A 5,103-nucleotide genomic window follows, 5' to 3' on the forward strand; every position below is an offset into this window, starting at 1 on the left:
CCTTGCAAGACCACAGTCATGTGCGGAGTGTCTCACCGTCTGGATCGATCGATCACACCATCTGCTCGCTTCCTTGCTAGGTCCGACACCAGCTCAACACGAGAGCGCTCGAAGGAATCTCATGTCGGGCTGATCTCTAAACAGCACCTGCCGATGCTGATGCTGGGGCTTTGTAGCTCTCATCCGTCACCATCAGCTTCCAGGCGATGCGGGCGATCTTGTTGGCCAGAGCCACCGCAGCCAGCTTTGGTGGCTTGCGCGTGAGCAACGCTACCAGCCAGGGCGAAGCGGGCGCACTCTGGCCGCGCCGCAACTGTCGGATGACCGCCGTAGCCCCGACTACCAGCACGCTGCGCAGAACCTCGTCACCTGCGCGTGTGATCCCCCCATGCCGCACCCTGCCGGCCGTCGAATGATCCTTTGGGGTCAAGCCAAGCCAAGCGGCAAAATGGCGGGCTGACCGGAAAGCCTCGGGTGCAGGCGTCTTCATCACCAGCATGGCGGCGCCGATCGGCCCCACCCCGGGAATCCGGGCCAGGCGTTGGCTGGCCTCATGGGCGCTGTGCCAGGCCATGAGGCGATCCTCAACCTCCTCCAGTTGAACCTCCAGTCGCGAGTATTCTGCAGCCTGCATCTCAAACAGCTCTCGGGCCAGAGCCGGCAAGGTCTCATCGGTTCTGATCCGCTCCAGCAGAGGCTCGACCCTGCATAACCCCGTCGGGGCAATGAGCCCAAACTCCGCCGCGTAGCCGCGGATCACGTTGATCAGCTGGGTGCGCTGGCGGACCAGCCGATCGCGCACCCCCACCAGCATGAGAGCAGCCTGCTGTTCCGCTGTTTTAACCGGAACGAAGCGCATGGTGGGCCGGCTCATCGCCTCGCAGATCGCCTCAGCATCGGCGGCATCGTTCTTGCCACGCTTGACGTACGGCTTGGCCAGCTGGGGCGCGATCAGCTTCACCTGGTGCCCTAACGACTGCAACACGCGCGCCCAATGGTATGAGCCTCCACAGGCTTCGATGGCCACCGCGGTAGGGGGAAGCTTGCCAAAGAAGGTGATCAGGTCCTGGCGCCGCAGCTTTTTGCGCAGGACCGGCTCCTCGGCGGCATTCACCCCGTGCAGCTGGAAGACGTGTTTTGACGTATCCATTCCGATGTGGATCATCTGGTCCATGGACGGTCTCCTGTGTCTGAGATCTGCAACGACCTCATTCTGGCACAGCGATGCCGTAAGGGGGCCGTCCACCCCAACAGCACCCGCCCCGCTGGGCCAAAACGTCATCAAGAAGCACATTGCCAAACGGGCGCCATCCAGACATGACAACACCGGTGAACAGAGAGCGCAGCTCCGACCCGGTAGCGCCTGCGGCCTTCATTGTCCCTTACCACTGGGATGAGACGGCCCTTGCCGCTTAGCCAGGGCCGGCCCCGCCGAAGGCGATGGGGTCAACCTAGTGGATGAGATTACAGGCAACAGCGCGGCACAGTTGCGCTACGGGATCGGCCTGATGCTCGTCGGCGGAGGGACATGGCCCCTGCCGACCGGTCGCAAGCCTGATCTCCTATTGGTTCAGAACTACGCGCGCTGCTTTGACCTCAGGCCTCTCAGCATCAGCCTTGGCGCTCACCTCCAGCAGCTTAGCATAGTGGGCCTTCGCCTTCTCTTGCGCTCCGGCTAGCTCAGCGGCACGTGCTGCGCCTGCAAAGCCGTGGAAGCGGTTGGGCTCAACAGCTTGGCTCTTCTCGAACTCGGCCAATGCCAAAGCCGGCTGGCCTGTCTCAAGGAGCATAAAGCCGAGAAGCTCCCGAGCCGGTACAATATGCCCTGGCGTGACGATATGCTTATCGGTTGCGCTCTCCAGGTCAGCAGCCTCCCGCATCAAAGCGACTGCTTCATTCTTGCGCCCCTCCGCGAGTGCCGTCCAAGCCGCGACTGCCTTGGCTTGAATACCTACCTGTCCAGCCCAGTAGCCTTGCTTCATGGACACGAGAGCATCGTGAAGCTGCTTCAGGCGCTCACCCGAGGCTTTTGCCGCAGCCACATCGCCTGTGTGGGCGGCTCCCAGCCCCTTTGCAAAGTGCACAACCGCCTCAGACTGCGGGAAATTACTCCAGGAGAAGCCGGCGACCTTCGGCACCTCAAGGCGAGCTGCCTCATCCCAGCGGTGCCGCTCCAGCGCATAGCGAGCCGGTATGGCAGCGAGCGCATAGCTTGCGGCCAGGTGGTTGCCCGCATCCACGTTATCTCGAGCCCTGATCTCGTCGAGCACGCGCTTGGCCTCTGCCTCTTGTCCTAGCTGCAGATGCGCATAGACCATGTAATCCTGCGCATGCAGCGCCTCAGGCCCCATCAACATCGGATTAGATGAAGCGAGTTCTTTCTTGACCACCTCGGCTGAGGTCCGGTTCGATGAGACCGACTCCTCCCAGTAGCCAAGCCGTGTGAACACATGCGAGGGCATATGGAGCGCGTGGGGGGAGTCAGGAGCGATACTCGCGTACCGCTTGGCGGCGTCGAGCCCCTGGTTTGCAATGGGCGGGTAGTCGTAGGTGTGAATGAGATAGTGCGCGACCCCTGGGTGTTGTGGCTGCTCCACAAACACCTTCTCCAAGAGCTTCCCAGCCCTGAGTTGGTTGCCGTAGGTCTTATCAGCCGGCGAGGCTGCGATGTTCAAGGCTAGGGCATAGAAGATGGCTGCCTCCCGGTCATCCGGATAGGTAGAAGCAAGTTTCTCCATGGCTTGCTCATGGGCCACGACACGGGTCCTATGATCCTTCTTGTCGTAGTCGCGATAGAACTGGGCCAGAGCTTCGATGTAGTCGCGTTCACTCTGGGACTTGCCGCCAATGCTCTGAGCACGCTCGATCGCGGCAAGCCCCTCCGTCATGGCTTTTGCTGTAGGGGCCGAAGCGAGCGGGTTGGCACGGGCCACCATGGCGACGCCCCAGTGCGCCATTGCACAGCTAGGGTCCTGCTTCGCGACATCCTCGAAGGCTTTGCGGGCTGGCGTGAACCAGAACGAATGGAGCAGAGCTACAGCATGGTTGAACGTGGCCTGCGCCTCGGGGGTGCAGGTTACCTCGAAGCGGGCTTCGCCGATCTTGCCGGTGAGCCCACCATCGTGAGCCAAGGCTCCGGTCGCTAATGCAGTGAGGGAAACACAGGTCAAAGCCGCATAGGCGCTGCGGCGCGCTTGCTCGCATAACATCATGACTTCCTCCAAGCTGAGTGGGACAGTGTCCTAAAAAGTCGGACGAAGTCGCTCAAAGCGCCGGTAAGTTCATGATGAGTACTCGGCGAACGCGAGGATACATTTTTGCAATAACCGCCAATATAGACTACATTGCTCTTACAGTCGAGCCTGTTGCCTGGCAGGAGGTGCTTGCGATGGCACGGAGTGATCGGCGACTCTTTGGCCGTGGTCTGATCGCAGGTTATGCTGCCGTCGCCATTGTAGCGATGCCAGTGACCTCCCATGCGGTCATGATCGATAATCCCACCTCTGAGGTTACAGGCGATGCGGAGTTCCTCGCAGCTGAACAGCTCGTAAAGGAACAGCGCTTTGAGGAAGCCCTGCCACTCCTAAAACAGGTGCTTGCGCGGGATCCAGGCAACGCGGATGCTTACAACTATCTCGCCTTCAGCCAGCGCAAGCTTGGCCGGCTTGAGGAGGCGTTTGCGAATTACGTGCGCGCGCTCGATCTTGATCCAGACCACATGGGCGCGCGTGAGTACCTCGGGGAGCTGTACCTGCAGCTTGGGCGACGTGATAAGGCCGAGGAGCAGCTGTCACGTTTGATGGTGCTGTGCCCCCTCGGCTGTGAGGCTCGGGATGACCTTGCTCGCGCGATCTCAGAGAGTAGGCGTAATCAGCCCCCTGAAGCGCGAGACGGTCTGCCGTAGCTGTTACTACGGTGATGTACCGTTAACTGAAGCCGGACGAGCTGAGTAGATTTCGCGGCTTGAGCCACTCATCTGGCGAGGCTGGCCACCCTTTCCCATAGCAGTGAGGCGGTGAAGATGGGCGGCAAGAGCGGAGTGGCGGGAATTGGGCGGAACGAAGAGATTTCGCACAGCAGATAACACGCTGCAGGCCTCCTGGGGATTGGAAGCCTTGCATCACCTGCTCCCGCTTTCGCAGCGGAACATGCGACTTCTCAGCCCTTGGATCCAGGCCTTTATGCGACCAGTTGTCGACCTCGACATGACCTCCCGCTTGGCGATTCCGTAAGTGGAAAGCCTATCGGTGTTAATGCGCCTAGGTGCCATGCCCTGCTTCTTCAGCAGGCGCCTCAGCAAGCGCTTGGCCGCTTTGGTATTGCGGCGGATCTGAACGATCTCATCAAGCACATAGCCATCCTGGTCAACGGCTCGCCACAGCCAGTGCTTCTGCCCAGCAATGGTGACGGCGACTTCATCCAAACGCCAAATGTCATGAGGGCCCGGCGTTTTGCGCCTTAGGCGGTGAGCGTAGTCTGGTCCAAACTTCGGAGCCCATAGCCGGACCATCTCATAGGAGACGACAATGCTGCGCTCCAGGAGCATTTTCTCGACCAAACGTAGGCTCAGCGGGGACCGGTAGTAAACTAGACCGCGCTGAGCGATAATCTCAGGCGGAAAGCGATGGTGCTTGTCGTTGACAGGCTGGGTCATGCCAGCCCGTCTACAAACTTGACAGCACCCAGCTTGGTTACAAATACTCAGCTAGCGTTTAGGGTTGGATAGATCTTTTCCTATGACTTGCCTGTAACTACACCCCGGCAACTAAGTAAGATGCAGATACGCCAAAAGCAGTCGGAACCACCTCAGTCCTGCAGAATTGATCTACGCTGATTAATTTCTAGGCAGGAAGGCCGATTATGGCCAACCGTTACGCGCCCTGCGCCTCCAGCATAATGCCCGGGCAATACCGGGCTCAAATCTGCGGGTCCTTGATCAACATAAAGCTTGGAACGGCACCTCTAACGTGGGTGCTCCAGGAGGTTAGGTTCATGAGCAACGTGGCCTTCAACCGTACTGAAGAATTCTACGACGTGCCGTCCGAGTGGACCCACCGCGCCTATTTGGATGAGGCAGGCTACCAGGCCAAGTACGAGGCTTCC

Annotated in this window: 4 protein-coding genes; 1 reads left to right on the top strand and 3 read right to left on the bottom strand. The window is 59.9% G+C overall.

From position 1 onward, the window contains the following. Positions 1–136: 136 nt before the first annotated feature. On the bottom strand, positions 137–1,174 hold the full coding sequence (locus JKG68_RS30975) for an IS110 family RNA-guided transposase (protein ID WP_202066152.1): 1,038 nt from the start codon (positions 1,172–1,174) through the stop codon (positions 137–139). A 388-nt stretch (positions 1,175–1,562) separates the two neighbouring features. Beyond that, positions 1,563–3,212 carry a tetratricopeptide repeat protein gene (locus JKG68_RS30980; RefSeq protein ID WP_202066154.1) on the bottom strand — a complete coding sequence of 550 codons (1,650 nt, stop codon included), beginning with the start codon at positions 3,210–3,212 and terminating at the stop codon, positions 1,563–1,565. A 176-nt stretch (positions 3,213–3,388) separates the two neighbouring features. On the opposite strand from JKG68_RS30980, the gene JKG68_RS30985 reads away from it, so the two are divergent. Continuing rightward, a complete protein-coding gene (locus JKG68_RS30985) occupies positions 3,389–3,904 on the top strand; it encodes a tetratricopeptide repeat protein (RefSeq protein WP_202066156.1) in 516 nt (171 codons plus the stop codon). A gap of 216 nt (positions 3,905–4,120) precedes the next feature. On the opposite strand, the gene JKG68_RS30990 is transcribed toward JKG68_RS30985, so the two are convergent. Continuing rightward, the gene (locus JKG68_RS30990) at positions 4,121–4,654 is read right to left on the bottom strand and encodes an IS6 family transposase (protein WP_446685743.1); all 534 of its coding nucleotides are present in this window, start codon (positions 4,652–4,654) and stop codon (positions 4,121–4,123) included. Positions 4,655–5,103 lie beyond the last annotated feature (449 nt).

Origin of the sequence: Microvirga aerilata (assembly GCF_016743775.1) — a bacterium.
Classification (GTDB): Bacteria; Pseudomonadota; Alphaproteobacteria; order Rhizobiales; family Beijerinckiaceae; genus Microvirga; species Microvirga aerilata.